The following is a 14,091-nucleotide window of genomic DNA, read 5'->3' as shown; positions in this document are numbered from 1 at the left end:
CAGGAGACCATCATGGCCCTCACTCCGTCTTTCATCGGCGATAACCCGCAACAGCCGGGTATCTTCGCGCAGGTCTATACCCCCGATCAGCTCGTTGCCGACGCGCGAAACCTCGTCTCACAGCCCATCATCCTTGGCGCTGGAACGCTCAAGCGCGGGACCGTTCTCGGCCAGCAGTCCGTCAACCCGATCGAGGCCGCCGCAGCAGCAGGCAATACCGGCAACGGCACGATCGGCACTCTCAGCGTTGGCGCGTCGCCGAAGACTGGCGTGTATACCGCTATCGCAACGAGCGCGACCGTCTTCGCCGTCACCGATCCGGAAGGCACTTCGCTTGGCAACGCGACGGTCGGTACGCCATTTACCAGCACCGGCGTGAACTTCACGATCACCGCGGGTGGCACGGCCTTCGTCGCCGGCGATGGCTTCAACATTACCGTCTCGGATGCCGTCGGCATCTACATCGAGTGTGTGAAGACGGCCAGCGACGGTAGCCAGACCCCGGTTGCGATCCTCGCTGACGACGCGGATGCGTCGGGTGGCCCTGTCAACACCGGCGCTTACCTTGCAGGCGAGTTCAACGCCTCCGCGCTCACCTTCGACGTTTCCTGGACGCTGCCGGCTCTTGTCGCGGGCCTGCGCCCCTACGGCATCTTCGCCAAGAGCTCCGTATCCGCCGCGCAGCCGTCGAACAACAGCGCCCCCTAACCACCTGAGTCCTCCGGCCAAGAGAAGCCCCGCATATGCGGGGCTTTTTTTTATGCGCCGGCGTTAGACGACCCCCTTCGGAGAGGCTAGATGACTGCCGCCAGTACTTTTCCCTTCAGCACCACCGACCTGATCCAGGTAGTGCCGACCCTGAAGCGTTCGCAGAAGTTTCTGCTGGACACCTTCTTCCCCAACATCAAGATGAGCGACACCGAGTACGTCGCCATCGATATCGACATCGGCCTGCGCCGCATGTCGCCGTTCGTTAGCCCCCTCGTGCAGGGCAAGCTGGTGCAGCAGCGCAGCTACCAGACCAACACCTACAAGCCGGCGTACATCAAGGACAAGCGTGCCCCGGACCTGCGCAAGCCCGTGATGCGTCAGATCGGCGAGCGCATTGGCGGTGGCGACCTGTCCGGTGCCGAGCGCGAGATGGCCAATATCAACTTCGAGATGGCTGACCAGATCGACATGCTCGACCGCCGACTCGAGTGGATGGCCGCCCAGGCGCTGACCACCGGCAAGGTGGTCGTCCAGGGTGAGGGCTTTCCGACCGAGATTATCGACTTTGGCCGCGATTCATCCCTTACCGTCGCCCTGACCGGTAACGGCCGTTGGGGCATTTCGGCCAACTTCGATGCTGACGGCCGTGATCCGGTGCCGACGCAGAGCATTGAGTTCTGGCAGCACCAGATCATGAAGCTGTCGGGCGGAATTGCGACCGATATTGTCTTCACCACGTCGGCATGGCTCGCCTTCCTCAACGCCAAGGGCGTCCAGGGCGCGATCTATTACCCGAAGCTGGGTGAGAGCGGCAACAACATCAACAATGGCCCGCAGATCGCTCGCGGCGCGCAATACAAAGGCCGCTGGGGTCAGTACAACCTGTGGCTCTACAACGACTGGTACATCGACGACAACAACGTCGAGCAGCCGATGCTGGTCGACGGCACCGTGCTGATGTCCGGTCCGGACCTGATGGGCACGCGAGCCTTCGGCCAGATCCTCGATCCCAACTTCAACTATGCGGCCCTGCCGTATGCGCCGAAGACCTGGGTGGAGAACGATCCGGCCCAGCGCATCCTGCTTATGCAAAGTTCGCCGCTCGTGATCCCGAGCCGCGTCAATGCATCGTTATCGGCCAACGTCTGCGCCGCGCAGGTGTCGTAATGACCGCGCCTGCTCTGGCCGCCGCGAAAACCGTTGAGGTCACCGTTGCTGCCGGTCGCAGCGTGGTCGATGCGTCTGGCAAGACGCGCCGGCAAGGTGAGAAGGCGCTGATTGACCCGTCCGAGGTCAAGCACCTGCGCGCTCTTGGCTTCCTCGCCCAGAAGGGCGAGGAAGTGAGCTTGCCTCGACCGGGCCCGTCGGTGAGCGCGGACGAAGGTCCGCGCGTAACGGTCGCGTAATGCCGATTGACTGGGACCAGGTCGTGCTCGGGCCGACGGAAGCGGTGTTCGGCGAACCGGCGACGTACCTGCCGGCCGTCGGCACCGGCTTTGCGATCACGGGCGTGTTCGATGCGGCCTACAAGGAGGTCGACCAGATCGATCCGTTGTCGGCCAACGCGATCATGCCCGTGCTCGGGGTTCGCCTGGCTCAGTTCACCACGCCACCAGTCCAAAACGATCAGGTCCGCATTCCATCCATTGGGAAGCTGTACCTGATCTATGACGTGCGCCCCGACGGGCACGGCTGGGTCAAATTGATGCTCCAGGACACCGGCAACCCATGACGCAGACCGCAGAGCTCCGCGACCTGACCGTCGCGGCGTTGAAGGCATCAAATATCGCTGGCGGCAACGTTTACTCGGTGCGTTCGTGGCCGACGACCGCGATGAGCTATCCGGTCATTTACGTGAAGACGCCTATCGAGGACCGGGAGTCTCTCGGTCCAAATGGAGCGCCTCAATACAAGGTCACCTCCACGATCCGCATCATCGCCCGTGTGCAAGTCCCGCCGCAGGCAAACGACGCAGGCACCGCAGTTGCCGAGGCAGCCCTTGAATCGCTGAAGGCACAGATCGAAGTGGCGGTTATCAACAACCCATCGATCATGGTTCTTCTGCAGCAGTTTCCCTTCACGCGTAGCGAGATGGGAATCAACAGCGAGGGTAGCCAGGCCTTCGGCGAGCTGGCGCTCGACATCGGCATGGAGTTCTACCAGGGCCCCGAAGACTTCTACCCCATCGTCGGAACGCCGATCGAGGAACTCACCCTCGATGCCGATCTGACCAACGTGACCGATCCAAGCGGCACATATCCCAATCCACCGTTCCCGGCATCAGTCACGCCGGCTCCGCGAACCAGCGGGCCGGATGGTCGTGCCGAGGGCGGGCTCGATATTCAACTCCCGCAGTAGGAGCGCCCCCATGGTGGTTTATCCCGCGCCCGGTCTGAGCGTCAGAGACCCGGTGAAGAAGGACCTGTTGCCCGATGCCGGGCGAGAGGTCAGCGAACACGATCAGTACTGGAACCGCCGTATCGCCGATGGCGACGTGGTGACCCAGCCTCCGACTGCCGTCCGCACCGTTCCAGGTGCGAACAATGGGAGCAGTGACGAATGAGCACCGTTCCGTTCAACAACATTCCCCAGGGCCTGCGTGTCCCGCTCTTCTTCGCGGAAGTCGACAACTCGCAGGCGAATACGAATCAGCAGACGCAGCGCGCGCTGATCATTGGCCAGATCACCTCGGCCGGTCAGGCGGTTCCCAACGTCCCGATCATCAGCCAGGGCGCAGCCGACGCAGTCGTGCAGGGCGGTCAAGGCTCGATGCTGGCGCTCATGACGGCCGCCTACAAGAACTCTGACAGCTTCGGCGAGGTTTGGTACTTGCCGCTATCGGATGCTGCTGGCGCAACGGCTGCCAGCGGAACGGTCGTTTTCACCGGCACGCCGACGGCGACCGGTACCGTCAGCCTATATGTCGCCGGTCAGCTGGTGAGCATTCCGGTCGCCCTGACCGATACGCCCACCACGCTTGCGACCGCGCTGGCCGCTGCAATCAACGCAGCCAATCCGACCCTGCCGGTCACTGCCGCTGCAGCCACCGGTACGGTCACGGTCACCGCGATCAACAAGGGTCTGGCAGGCAATGACATTGATCTGCGCCTGAACTACCTGGGATCGGCAGGCGGCCAAGTGACCCCCGCAGGTATCACGGCGACGATCACGGCGATGGCCAGTGGCGCGACCAACCCGACGCTGACGACTGCTCTCGGCAATCTCGCCGATATGCCGTTCGACTTCATCGTTTGCCCATACAACGACACGGCCTCTCTCAACTCCCTGCAGGCGCTCCTCAACGACCAGACCGGTCGCTGGAGCTGGGCAGAGCAGGTCTATGGCCACGTGTTCGCGGCCAATCGAGGCACGCTGGCCAGCCAGACCACCTTTGGCCTGGCGCGTAACAACCAGCATGAATCGGTCCTGGGCTTCAATGACTCCCCGAGTCCGAACTGGGTCTGGGCGGCTGACTATACCGGCGCATTTGCCGTTGCCTGCCGCGCTGACCCGGGTCGGCCCGCGCAGACGCTGAAGCTGAGCACGGTGCTAGCCCCGCCCGTGCAGTCGCGCTTCACTCTCGGCGAACGCAATACGTTGCTGTTCGACGGCATTTCCACATTCACCGTTGGCCAGGACGGCACGGTGGCGCTGGAAAACGTCATCACGACGTACCAGAAGAACGGATTCGGCCAGGCCGACTCAAGCTATCTGGAGATCGAGACCATGTTCCTGCTGACGTTCGTGCTGCGCGATCTTGCCGGCATCGTCACAAGCAAGTACGCCCGCATGAAATTGGCCGCCGACGGCACGCGCTTTGCTCCCGGAGCGGCCATCGTCACTCCGTCGATCATCAAAGCTGACCTGATCGCTGAATACCGGAGCCTGGAATACCAGGGCTATGTGCAGAACAGCGATGCATTCGCCCAGGCGCTCATCGTGCAGCAGAACGCGACCAATCCGAATCGCGTCGACGTGCTGTGGCCGGGAACCCTGATCAACCAGCTCCGCGTGTTCGCGCTGCTGGCGCAGTTCCGCCTCTAAGCCCTTCGGGCAATCGCCATCGACCTAAGCCAAGCCGCCTTCGGGCGGCTTTTTTATTGCCTGGAGACCGCACATGGGCAGCAATACCAATCGCCTTGCCGGCACCGCGTACCTGTCCGTCGACGGACAGACGTACATGCTCGCTGGCGACTTCGAATACAACCCGTCACTGGTCACGCGTGAGACGTTGACGGGCCAGGACACGGTGCATGGCTACAGCGAGAAGCCGATTGCGCCGCACATCTCTTGCACGTTGCGCGACTCGGGCGGCCTGAGCGTGGCCTCCCTCAACGCCATGACCGGCGTCACCGTCGTGGCTGAGCTGGCCAACGGAAAAACCATCATCGGGCGAAACATGTGGACGGTCGAAGCACAGACCTCCAAGTCCACCGACGCCACCATCGAAGTCAAATGGGAAGGCCCTCAGGGGGCCGTCTCGGAGAACTGATCATGCTCGTGGAAGAAAAGACCATCACCCTGCGCAAGCCGATCACCATCGGCAAGGACCAGGCCGCTATCACGTATTCGGAGATTCAGCTCCGCGAACCGGATGCCGGCGAGCTTGAGAAGGCCCAAGCCGCCGGAACGACCGTTGGCCAGAACATCACTCTGGTGAGCCTGATCGCCAAGATCCCGCGATCTGTCGTGGAGAAGTTCTCGCAGCGCGACCTCATGGAAGCAAGCGATTTTTTCGGCGCTTTCTACGCCAGTGGGGAAGTGACGGCAGAGGCTGGCCAGGGCTAATCGCTCAGCTCACCCGGTTTTACCGCTGGGGACCGCGCGAAGCCTGGTCCTTGACGTTACGTGAGCTGAGCTGGTGGAACGAGCAAGCATCGAGGATGAAGGGCGATGGCTAATACATTCAACATTGTCATCTCCGCGACCGACAAGGCGACGGCGACCGTACGAAAGGTCAACGACGCTTTTGACCGGATGGCGCGCCCGTTCAAGGACGTGGGCAAGTCCTTCCGATCGCTCGGCAAGGAGCTTCATCTCCCTGCCATCGGTCGCGGCATATCGGCGATCGGTGGCGTCAGCATCAAGACCGCTCGATCGCTGACCTCAATGGCCACTCCGTTGGCCGCGATCACGGGCGTGGCTACGCTGGCCGGCATGACTGTACTGGTGGACCGTTGGGCCAACTTTGGCCGGGCCACGACGTACGCCGCCCAGGGCATCGGCATCACGACCACGAAGCTGCAGCAGATGCAGGGGATTGGTGCCCTGGCCGGCATATCGGCCGACTCGGTGACTTCGAGTCTGGAGTCGTTGGGCACGGTGATGCAGGACGCTCGATGGGGGCGCAACCAGGGCGCCCTCATGCTCTTGAATCGTGTTGGCGTCGGTCTCAAGCGCACCAAGGATGGAGCGTGGGATGTCGTCGGGGAAATGACGGCGATCGCCAAGGTGATGACGAGCCCGCAGTTGCGCAACAACCCCTACGCACAGGCGCTGCTCGCGAATCAGTTGGGCGTCAGTGCGATGCTGCCAGTCCTGCGCCAAGGCGAGGCGGGTATCGCGCGCTATGCTGCCCTGCAGAAGCGGCTGGGCTACGTGTCTTCTCCCGAAGACATCCGCAATGCCGATGCCTTCGCGCTGAGCATCTCCGGCATGAAGATGGCGGTGGAAGGGCTCGGGCAATCGGTTATGGACAAGGCCATGCCGGCCCTTCAGCCGTTCGTTGATGGGCTGGCCACTTGGGTAGCCAACAACCGCGAGCTGATCAGCCAGGACGTGGCTGGAGTAGTGAAGCGAGTTGCAGAATACATCCAGGGTATTGACTGGAAAGAGATCGGGAACAATGCGTCGCAGTTCCTGGTAGGTGTCAAAGACAGCCTCAAGGACATCGGCGAAGCGGCCAAAGACATCGCCTCCGTTTTCGACCATATCAGGGACACCAAGCAGCACTTTTCGAGCGGCTTGGACTACCTGAAAGACCAGTTCGCCCATCCATTCGCCCAGGCCAAGCCATATGGCGACCCTTCCGGCGGCGGCATGAGTTTCGACGCATGGAAGGCGGCAAACGGACACTTCTGGCAAAGCGACTCGGAGCAGAAGGCTCTCTACGGGAAATATCAGGCGGGCGTTGCGTCCTCCAAGATCGACACAGGTCTGCGCAAGCGGGTCATGGATTATTTCCAGGGGCAGGGGTGGAGTCAGGCCCAAGCGGCGGGCATTGCGGCCAACCTTGCCACCGAAAGCTCCCTCAACCCGAATGCGAGTGGAGACAACGGGGCAGCCTTTGGTGTCGGCCAATGGCACGCGGATCGGCAGAAGGCATTCGAGCAGTGGTCTGGGCATAGCATCCGCGGATCGTCGTTGCTCGATCAGCTCGGCTTCGTTCAATACGAATTGACGAAGGGCAATGAGCAAAACGCTGGCTCGGCCTTGCGTGGTGCGACCTCCGCTGATCAGGCTGGCGCTATCGTGTCCAGCCTCTACGAGCGACCGGCGGATGCCGCTGGCGAAGCGAGCCGGCGGGGTTATCTCGCAGCCTCGTGGATGAATGGCGGTGATGGCGCGACGCAGGCATCGGCCCCCGCAGGTCCATATGCGGCGGGTTCTCCCAATGCTGATTCCGCTGGCGCATCGCAGGTCAACGGCCGCGTCCACGTGGAAGTGACACTTCCGAATGCCCCGCCAGGTACGCAGGCGAAAGTGAAATCGACTGACGGCAGTGTGACGGCGAGCACGCGGATTGGATACTCGGGTGTAGGAGCGATTGCATGAGTTGGAGCGATGAACTTCAGCAGGCATCGTTCCGCGGGCTGCCATTCGGTGTGCACGGCGGCGAGGGCCGTTTTGGCCGTCGCGTCGTGCCCCATGAGTATCCGGGGCGAGACAAGCCCTATGTCGAAGATCTTGGTCGAGCGACTCGGCGCATCCGGCTTGTCGGATTCCTGGTCGAGAACAGCGTGGTATACGGCGGCGGCAGCGTAATCGCGCAGCGCGAAGCGATGATCGCTGCAGCTGAGACGGCCGGGCCGGGCATCTTGGTGCACCCAACCCTTGGCCAGCTCACTGTGAGCATTCCCGACGGGGGCCTGGCCGTTTCCGAGCGATCGGATGCCGGACGCTACTTCGAGTTGAACTTCACGTTCATCGAGTCGGGCGACCGCGTATTTCCGTCGATCGCGCAGGCTTCGGGAAGCCTGCTGAGCGATCTGGCCAATGCGCTCGGCGTGTCAGCCGCACTCGACTTCGTCAACGACATGACGGCGTCGATCAATCTTGGCCTTGGCATCGTCAACGGCGTGATCAGCGTCGGCAAGTCGGTCGTAGGCGCGGTAGTTGGCGTGGCTGCCGACTTTGCCGTCATCGCGGGGCAGATTTCCCGCGACGCGACGAGCTTGGCCAACTTGGGCAGTCTGCTGACTGGAAACTTTGGCCGCTACTCGAACGCGAACGTCAGCTCTGCCTTCGCCAACGGACAGTCGACCTCCGGCGTGAGTCCCTGGACGATCGCATCGCTGACCGCGTGGGGCGCTGAGCAGCGCGCCGCGGTTGATAGCGCATCAGCAGCCTTCAATCAGGCGGCTGCTGGCATTGATGCTGCGTCGGTGTCGACGTTCTCGGCGACAGCGCAAGCATCCGTAGCGACCCTTGCAGGGGCAATCGGCAACCCTGGTGACGCGATCAATCGCCTGGGCAAGCTGGCCACCTATTCACCCACGCCCATTGTCGGTGGCGGGCAGGTTGCGGCTGCGATGTTGGTCGCCCAACAAGCTACAAGCGCCATTGTTCGGCGCGCGGCGATCGCGGCCATTGCGCAGGCAGTGGCCGCATACGCGCCAAGCTCGTACGACGATGCCGCAAACCTCATGGACATCGTCACTGGGTATATCGACGACGAGATCCTGATTGCTGGCGACGCAGGCGACGACTCAAGCTATTCCGCCCTCCGCACCCTTCGGCAGTGCGTCGTTCAGACGCTTACGCGCAATGGTGCGACGCTGGCGCCGCTGAAGGCATTCCAATTTCGGTCTCCGCTACCGTCGCTGGTGCTGGCGCAACGCCTCTACCAGGACGCGAGCCGTTCGGATGAGCTGGTGTCGGAGGCAAACCCAGTGCATCCAGGCTTCATGCCGACCAGTTTTCGCGCCCTGGCCACCTGAGCATGGAACAAGACGATCTCACCCTGACCATCAACGGTCAGGCCATTTCCGGCTGGACGGACATCCGGGTTACTCGCGGCATAGAGCGCCTTCCGTCCGATTTCAGTATCGGGATGACGGAGCTCTATCCGGGCGAGCTCGATGCCGTCATCACGCAGCCTGGTGCGCCGGTGGTGGTCAGCATCGGCCAGGACGTGGTCATAACCGGCTATGTTGATCGGTTCATTCCGAGCATCAGCGCGGAGGAGCACAGCATCCGTGTCATGGGCCGGTCGAAATGCTGCGACCTGGTTGATTGCGCCGCCGAGTGGCCGGGTGGCCAGATCAGCGGGTCAACCGCGCTCGGCATCGCCCAGAAGCTGGCGGCGGTGTATGGAATCGGCGTCGATTGCACAGTGAGCGGGTTGCCGGTTATCCCTCAGTTCAACCTGATGCTCGGCGAGTCGGCTTTCGAGGTGATCGAGCGGATATGCCGATATTCAGCGCTGCTCGCTTATGACCAGCCGAACGGCAGCCTGCTGCTGGCGCAGCTGGCGACGGTCAAGGCGGCAAGCGGGTTTGTCCAGGGACAGAATGTCATCTCGGCGTCGGTCGAATACTCGGCCGACCAGCGGTACAGCAACTACCAGGCATTCCTCCAAGCAGTCGACGTCTTCACTGACCTCGGTGAGGGCGGGAACCTCCTTGCGAACGTAAGCGACCCTAATGTATCGCGGCACCGCTGCCTGGTCCTCATTGCTGAGGCCGGCGGCGGTGGAAACCAGATCGCGCAACAGCGAGCACTATGGGAAATGGCTCGGCGCGCCGGCCATTCGCAGGTCGTGACAGTCGTCTGCGATAGCTGGCGCGACTCTGCGGGGACACTATGGGCGCCGAACACGTTGGCGCCTGTGGATCTTCCAGCGTTGAAGCTCGGAGCGACCGAGTTGGCCATTGGTCAGGTGACCTACGCGCGCACGGAAGACAACGGCACGACGGCGACGATTGTGTTGATGCCGCCTGATGCATTCAAGCCAGAGCCCATCTTGCTGCAGCCAACCTTTGCGGAATTCAATGGCCCATTCCAATGAGCGCTGATCAGAACGCCATCATGCGGTTGTGGCGCCGGGTCCAGCTGACGGTGGGTCGTGGCCGCGTAACGACCAGCAACGACAGTAAGACTGCCCAGCTCCTGCAATTGGTCATGGGCGCACTTGAGACGCGCGACACGACGCCTCGCCTCGGCGAGTTTGGGCATGCCTCTCGGCCGCCAGTAGGGTCAGACGTCGTTGTTGTGTTCGTCGGCGGTGACCGGTCCAGCGGTGTAGCCATTGCGACAGGGCACCAGGCCAGCCGACCGACCAACCTGGTCGAGGGCGAGTCGATGCTTTACGACCTGTGGGGCAAGCGGATCTACCTTTCAGAGGGCGGGATTGTCGTTGAGGCCAAGGGCACGCCGGTGACCGTAAACGATGCCAGCACGGTGACGGTGAACGCCTCGACAGAGGTCGTTATCAATACGCCGACGCTGCAGGTGAACGGAAATATCGTCGCGACCGGCGACATCACGGACAAGACGCGCAGCATGGCTGCCGATCGTGCGCTCTATGACGAGCACGGACATTCGCCTAACGCCACGAGCCCACCGAGTCCGCAGCAATGAGCGATATCACTACCGTATGGAACACCTCGCTCTCTCGCGGCGATTGGGTTGTCGCTGGCGCTGATCTCCAAAGTGGCGATGATCTCACCACTGCCATCTACGTCAGCCTCTTTACGGATCGCCTCGCGAACGCTTCGGACCCGATTCCGGATGGATCGGATGATCGCCGGGGATGGTGGGGCGACCTGGATGCTGACTACCCGATCGGCTCGCGCCTGTGGCTACTTGGCCGGGAAAAGCTCACGGCCCAGATACCGGCCAAGGCTAAGGGCTTCATCACTGAGGCCTTGCAGTGGATGCTGGATGACGGAGTTGTCAGCTCGATCACGGTGACGGCGAGCATCGTTCAGCCAAACATGCTCGCCACCCAACTTGTTCTTCAGAGGCCCGATGGCACGCAGCTGTCGGTTGCCTTCAATTGGGCATGGGCTCAGATCGACTGATCTGATCACCACGCACACCTCGAGTGACATGAGCCGCCTTTTGGCGGCTCTTTGCTTTTCAGGGACCCCTCGATGCCGTATCAGCGTCCTACGCTTTCGGTGCTTCGCAGCCAGGTTGCGGCCGACATCTCTTCGGGGATCAAGGGCGCCGACGGTCTGCTCCGATTCGCAAACCTCAATATCTTGGGAACCGTGCAGGCGGGCATGTCCCATGAGCATTATGGGTACCTGGACTACATCGCCAAGCAGGCGACGCCATACACGGCAACTGATGAATGGCTGGAGGCGTGGGCGGCTCTTCGGAACATCTTCCGGGAACCAGCGACGGCGGCCTCCGGCACAGTTACGTTCCTTGGCCAGCCGGGCACGTCCATTCCGTCCGGCACGCTGCTGGCGCGCGGCGACGGTTACGTCTACGAGACGACCGCCGCGGGAACAGTCGGCTCGGGTGGCCAGGTAACTATCCCTGCAATTGCAGTGCTTCCTCCGATCGACCCGGTGAATAATCCGACCGGGCAGGGCGCGGCAGGCAACGCGGCAGCGAGCACCATTGTCTCCCTTCAAGCGCCTATCGCCGGTGTTCAATCCAGTGGCACGGCCGCCACAGCATTCACCGGCGGCGCGGATGTCGAGCTGGACGATTCGCTACGCACCCGCATGCTGCTGGCGTATCAGCAGACACCTCAAGGTGGCGCCGCGACGGACTACGTCCAGTGGTCTCTCGCGGTCCCTGGTGTCACTCGCGCCTGGTGCGCGCCGAACGGCTTCGGTACCGGGACCGTCGTGGTCTATGCGATGCTGGATAGTGCTGAGGTCGGAAACAACGGCTTCCCCGTGGGCACGAATGGTGTGTCCCAATATGACCCTGGCCCTGGCGGTGTCCCCAGGGGAACGGTGGCGACCGGTGATCAGCTCAATGTCGCCAACGGTCTCATCAACGAACAGCCGGCCACGGCGCTCGTGTACGTGTGTGCACCCACGCCCAATACGATCAATTTCGTCTTCAGTGGCATCGGAACGCCCTCCAGCTCCGTTCAGACGGCGATCAATGCGGCAATCGACAGCGTCTTTCTTGAGCAGGGAAGCCCCAAGGCGGGCACGTCAGTCGAGCTGTCGTCGATTGAGTCGGCGATCGCGGCGATCGCTGGTACGCCTGGCTTCGTGGTCAATTCGCCCAGCGGCAATATTCCCAATGCCACCGGGCAGCTTCCGGTGCGCGGAACGGTTACCTACAACCCATGACCGCGACCGTTTACTCACCATCCGACTTCCAGGGCGCGATGTGGGCGCTTATGCCCCGGGGTCGCGCTTGGAGTCGGGAACCAGGGTCCGTACAAGACCAGACGATCGCCTGCTTTGCCCCATCGTATGCGCGCAACACGCAAGCTGCGATTAACCTGCTGGCAGACGCATTCCCCTCGACTGCGCTGGACCTGATTCCGGAATGGCAGGAGACGCTCGGTCTTCCGGATCCGTGTGCTGGTCCGGCTCCGACACTCATACAGCAGCGACTGCAAATCGTCGCGCGGCTGACCGCCACGGGTGGTCAGTCGGTACCGTATTTCATCGGCTTTGCCGCGGCGCTTGGTTACCAGGTGACAATCACCCAGTATGCGCCATTCCGGTGTGGCCAAAGCAGAGCGGGACAGCAGCTCGGTGGCACGGACTGGTTCTTCACCTGGGCGATCAATGCGCCCCTGAACACCATCACGAAATTCCTAGCTGGCCAAGCCACGGCCGGTGAAGCACTCGGCTCGTGGGGCAACGCCGTTTTGCAGTGCGAACTGCAGGCCGCTGCACCCGCGCACACGGTCCTTCAATTCCACTACTCCTGAGGCGTTATGTATCAGATTGATAATTCCACGGCTGCGGCGACGCAGCCGGCGAGTACCGGTGCGGGTACGCCTGGTTTCTTCACGGACGGAAGTCCCACGGGTGGTGTGCCGGCCACGATCGTTCCCGCGGAATGGCTCAATGCTGTCCAGCAGGAGCTGATCAATATCGTCGAGGCCGCCGGCCTGACGCCCACCAAAAACCTGTTCAACCAGCTCGGCCTGGCGATCCAGTCGGGGCAGATGAATTATGCGGCCGATACCGGTACCGCCAATGCCTACGCTGTGGCTCTTACACCGGCGCCGACCGCGCTGGTCGACGGCATGTCTCTTTGGTTCAAAGCGAAGACTGCCAATACCGGCGCCTCCACACTGAACCTCAATGGGCTCGGCGCGAAGCCAATTGTCGGCGCTGCGCACGTGGCCTTGCAGGGTGCCGAGATCATCGCGAATGGCCGAGTCGAGGTGATCTGGAATGCCACGATCTCTTCCTGGGTGCTGGCCGAGCAAACTGGAGGTGCCTTACAGGTACCTGCCGGCTCACAGTCGAACCAGGCTGTGAACCTTGGACAGTTCACTGGCTCAAACACCTCGGGCACAGGGATGGGACCTGGATACTGCAAGCTTCCTAACGGCCAAATCCTGCAATGGGGCATCGTGTCGGTAACGACCAGTACGGCCACCTCCCCGGGCTATTACGGGTCAACGGCAGTCACCTTCCCAATCGCCTTCCCGAATAGCATTCAGGCCATCGTGGCGGTTCCACAGGACGCCGTTGGCGCTGTCCCATATGGCTCATCGTGGTCATCGCAGACAAAGACGGGTTTCACGCAGTTCATGCACAGTGCCACCGTCGGCCAGGCATGGAATCTGTCGTGGTTTGCCGTTGGTAACTAAGGAGCTTGTATGACTATCTTTTTCAGCAAGAGCACGAATGGGTTTTACGACGATGCGATTCATGCCGTCGCCGAGATGCCTTCGGACATCGTTGAAGTCGACCCTGCCGTCTATACCCAAATGCTCCAAAAGCAGGCTCTCGGATACACCGTGGGTGCCGATTCAAATGGAAATCCAATATCGGTGGCGCCTCCTCCGGCGGTGGTTACGTTGGTGCCAGCGGCTCGCCAAGCGTTGGCTGAGTCTGATCTGACGGTCTTGCGCTGCTATGAGAAGGCAATATCGGTCCCGGCAGACTGGGTGGCCTACCGAGACGCGCTACGGGCTATTGTTTCCGGCGGGAATTCGACGTCATTGCCTTCAATGCCTGCGTATCCTAGCGGGAGCTAGGCGCCTTCCATATCGGG

General features: G+C 62.0%; 18 protein-coding genes. All 18 read left to right on the top strand.

What is annotated here, in order from left to right; translation table 11 throughout:
- The first annotated feature begins 12 nt into the window (after positions 1 to 12).
- The 18 genes from DyAD56_RS15650 (at position 13) to DyAD56_RS15565 (ending at position 14,074) form a co-directional block, all read left to right on the top strand.
- Positions 13 to 708, top strand: a complete 696-nt coding sequence (locus DyAD56_RS15650) for a head decoration protein (RefSeq protein WP_102303705.1) — start codon at positions 13 to 15, stop codon at positions 706 to 708.
- A 90-nt stretch (positions 709 to 798) separates the two neighbouring features.
- Entirely contained in the window at positions 799 to 1,878 is a 1,080-nt protein-coding gene (locus DyAD56_RS15645; protein ID WP_102303704.1) for a major capsid protein, read from the top strand.
- Positions 1,878 to 2,117, top strand: a complete 240-nt coding sequence (locus DyAD56_RS15640; RefSeq protein WP_102303703.1) for a hypothetical protein — start codon at positions 1,878 to 1,880, stop codon at positions 2,115 to 2,117. Before DyAD56_RS15645 ends, DyAD56_RS15640 begins: the two co-directional genes overlap by 1 nt.
- Positions 2,117 to 2,443 (top strand): hypothetical protein, encoded by a 327-nt coding sequence (locus DyAD56_RS15635; protein WP_102303702.1) that lies wholly within the window; start codon positions 2,117 to 2,119, stop codon positions 2,441 to 2,443. Before DyAD56_RS15640 ends, DyAD56_RS15635 begins: the two co-directional genes overlap by 1 nt.
- The gene (locus DyAD56_RS15630) at positions 2,440 to 3,069 is read left to right on the top strand and encodes a phage tail protein (RefSeq protein ID WP_102303701.1); all 630 of its coding nucleotides are present in this window, start codon (positions 2,440 to 2,442) and stop codon (positions 3,067 to 3,069) included. The genes DyAD56_RS15635 and DyAD56_RS15630 overlap by 4 nt, the downstream gene beginning before the upstream one ends.
- A 10-nt stretch (positions 3,070 to 3,079) precedes the next feature.
- Positions 3,080 to 3,274 (top strand): DUF2635 domain-containing protein, encoded by a 195-nt coding sequence (locus tag DyAD56_RS15625; RefSeq protein ID WP_102303700.1) that lies wholly within the window; start codon positions 3,080 to 3,082, stop codon positions 3,272 to 3,274.
- Positions 3,271 to 4,755 (top strand): phage tail sheath subtilisin-like domain-containing protein, encoded by a 1,485-nt coding sequence (locus DyAD56_RS15620; RefSeq protein ID WP_102303699.1) that lies wholly within the window; start codon positions 3,271 to 3,273, stop codon positions 4,753 to 4,755. Before DyAD56_RS15625 ends, DyAD56_RS15620 begins: the two co-directional genes overlap by 4 nt.
- Before the next feature lie 73 nt (positions 4,756 to 4,828).
- Positions 4,829 to 5,203 (top strand): phage tail tube protein, encoded by a 375-nt coding sequence (locus DyAD56_RS15615; protein ID WP_102303698.1) that lies wholly within the window; start codon positions 4,829 to 4,831, stop codon positions 5,201 to 5,203.
- A 2-nt stretch (positions 5,204 to 5,205) separates the two neighbouring features.
- Complete coding sequence (locus DyAD56_RS15610) at positions 5,206 to 5,499, top strand: phage tail assembly protein (protein WP_102303697.1); 294 nt, start codon at positions 5,206 to 5,208, stop codon at positions 5,497 to 5,499.
- Between the two features lie 105 nt (positions 5,500 to 5,604).
- A complete protein-coding gene (locus DyAD56_RS15605) occupies positions 5,605 to 7,485 on the top strand; it encodes a phage tail tip lysozyme (protein ID WP_102303696.1) in 1,881 nt (626 codons plus the stop codon).
- The gene (locus tag DyAD56_RS15600) at positions 7,482 to 8,870 is read left to right on the top strand and encodes a DNA circularization N-terminal domain-containing protein (protein ID WP_102303695.1); all 1,389 of its coding nucleotides are present in this window, start codon (positions 7,482 to 7,484) and stop codon (positions 8,868 to 8,870) included. Before DyAD56_RS15605 ends, DyAD56_RS15600 begins: the two co-directional genes overlap by 4 nt.
- A 2-nt stretch (positions 8,871 to 8,872) precedes the next feature.
- On the top strand, positions 8,873 to 9,940 hold the full coding sequence (locus DyAD56_RS15595) for a phage baseplate assembly protein (protein ID WP_102303694.1): 1,068 nt from the start codon (positions 8,873 to 8,875) through the stop codon (positions 9,938 to 9,940).
- Positions 9,937 to 10,512: a phage baseplate assembly protein V gene (locus DyAD56_RS15590; protein WP_102303693.1), complete on the top strand. Its 576-nt coding sequence runs from the start codon at positions 9,937 to 9,939 to the stop codon at positions 10,510 to 10,512. The genes DyAD56_RS15595 and DyAD56_RS15590 overlap by 4 nt, the downstream gene beginning before the upstream one ends.
- Positions 10,509 to 10,955, top strand: a complete 447-nt coding sequence (locus DyAD56_RS15585; RefSeq protein WP_102303692.1) for a phage GP46 family protein — start codon at positions 10,509 to 10,511, stop codon at positions 10,953 to 10,955. The genes DyAD56_RS15590 and DyAD56_RS15585 overlap by 4 nt, the downstream gene beginning before the upstream one ends.
- Before the next feature lie 204 nt (positions 10,956 to 11,159).
- Positions 11,160 to 12,197 (top strand): baseplate J/gp47 family protein, encoded by a 1,038-nt coding sequence (locus DyAD56_RS15580; RefSeq protein ID WP_199178997.1) that lies wholly within the window; start codon positions 11,160 to 11,162, stop codon positions 12,195 to 12,197.
- Positions 12,194 to 12,790 (top strand): putative phage tail protein, encoded by a 597-nt coding sequence (locus DyAD56_RS15575; RefSeq protein WP_102303690.1) that lies wholly within the window; start codon positions 12,194 to 12,196, stop codon positions 12,788 to 12,790. The genes DyAD56_RS15580 and DyAD56_RS15575 overlap by 4 nt, the downstream gene beginning before the upstream one ends.
- A gap of 6 nt (positions 12,791 to 12,796) precedes the next feature.
- Positions 12,797 to 13,684, top strand: a complete 888-nt coding sequence (locus tag DyAD56_RS15570; protein ID WP_102303689.1) for a hypothetical protein — start codon at positions 12,797 to 12,799, stop codon at positions 13,682 to 13,684.
- A 9-nt stretch (positions 13,685 to 13,693) separates the two neighbouring features.
- Positions 13,694 to 14,074 (top strand): hypothetical protein, encoded by a 381-nt coding sequence (locus DyAD56_RS15565; protein WP_102303688.1) that lies wholly within the window; start codon positions 13,694 to 13,696, stop codon positions 14,072 to 14,074.
- The last annotated feature ends 17 nt before the right edge of the window (positions 14,075 to 14,091 follow it).

This window comes from Dyella sp. AD56, assembly GCF_002878475.1.
Lineage (GTDB): Bacteria > Pseudomonadota > Gammaproteobacteria > Xanthomonadales > Rhodanobacteraceae > Dyella.
This window is presented reverse-complemented; position numbering and strand designations above follow the sequence as displayed.